At 56.3% G+C, this 572-nt stretch carries 1 pseudogene; it reads left to right on the top strand.

Annotation, left to right across the window (positions count from 1 at the left end):
- Positions 1–552, top strand: a pseudogene (locus tag J5224_RS34330) (insulinase family protein); the annotation flags it as partial.
- Between the last annotated feature and the right edge of the window lie 20 nt (positions 553–572).

The raw sequence follows: 572 nt of genomic DNA, 5'->3' as shown, positions 1-572 counted from the left end.
GAAAAGAGCGGGCTTAAAGAAACCAGCGTGCGCGTTAACTGCGATGTGTACTACACCCGTGCGCAGTGTGGCATCCATCTGGACAGCCCCAACAGCGAGAACGCCGAGGCCGCGTTGACCTTCCTGGCGAAAGAGCTGGTGACCTTGCGTGACAAGGGGCTTACGCAGCAAGCGTTTGATGCGCTGATCGCGCGCAAGAGTGACGAGCTCAGCAAACTGTTTGCAACCTATGCGCGTACCAGTACCGATGTGTTGATGCAGCAGCGCATGGGCTCACAGCGCAACGGCGTGGTGGATATTGCACCGGAACAGTATCAGAAGCTGCGCCAGGCTTATCTCTCTGAATTGACGCTACCTTTGCTGAATCAGGAACTGCATCAGCAGCTTTCTCAGGACACTACGCTGATGCTTAAACAGCAAAAAGGTGAAGCGGAAGTGAACACCAAGGCATTGTATGAGGCGTACAGCAAAATCATGACGCCGCCGGTCGCGGTGGAGGCTGCCTCAGCCGCGCCATCGGAGGGTGCAACGCAGACAAAGCCGGCACAGTAATGTGCTCTGGTGGTTGCGTC

The sequence above is a fragment of the Candidatus Symbiopectobacterium sp. NZEC135 genome (assembly GCF_025962695.1).
The sequence above is the reverse complement of the archived record's forward strand: the minus strand, read 5'-3'. Positions and strand labels throughout refer to the sequence as shown.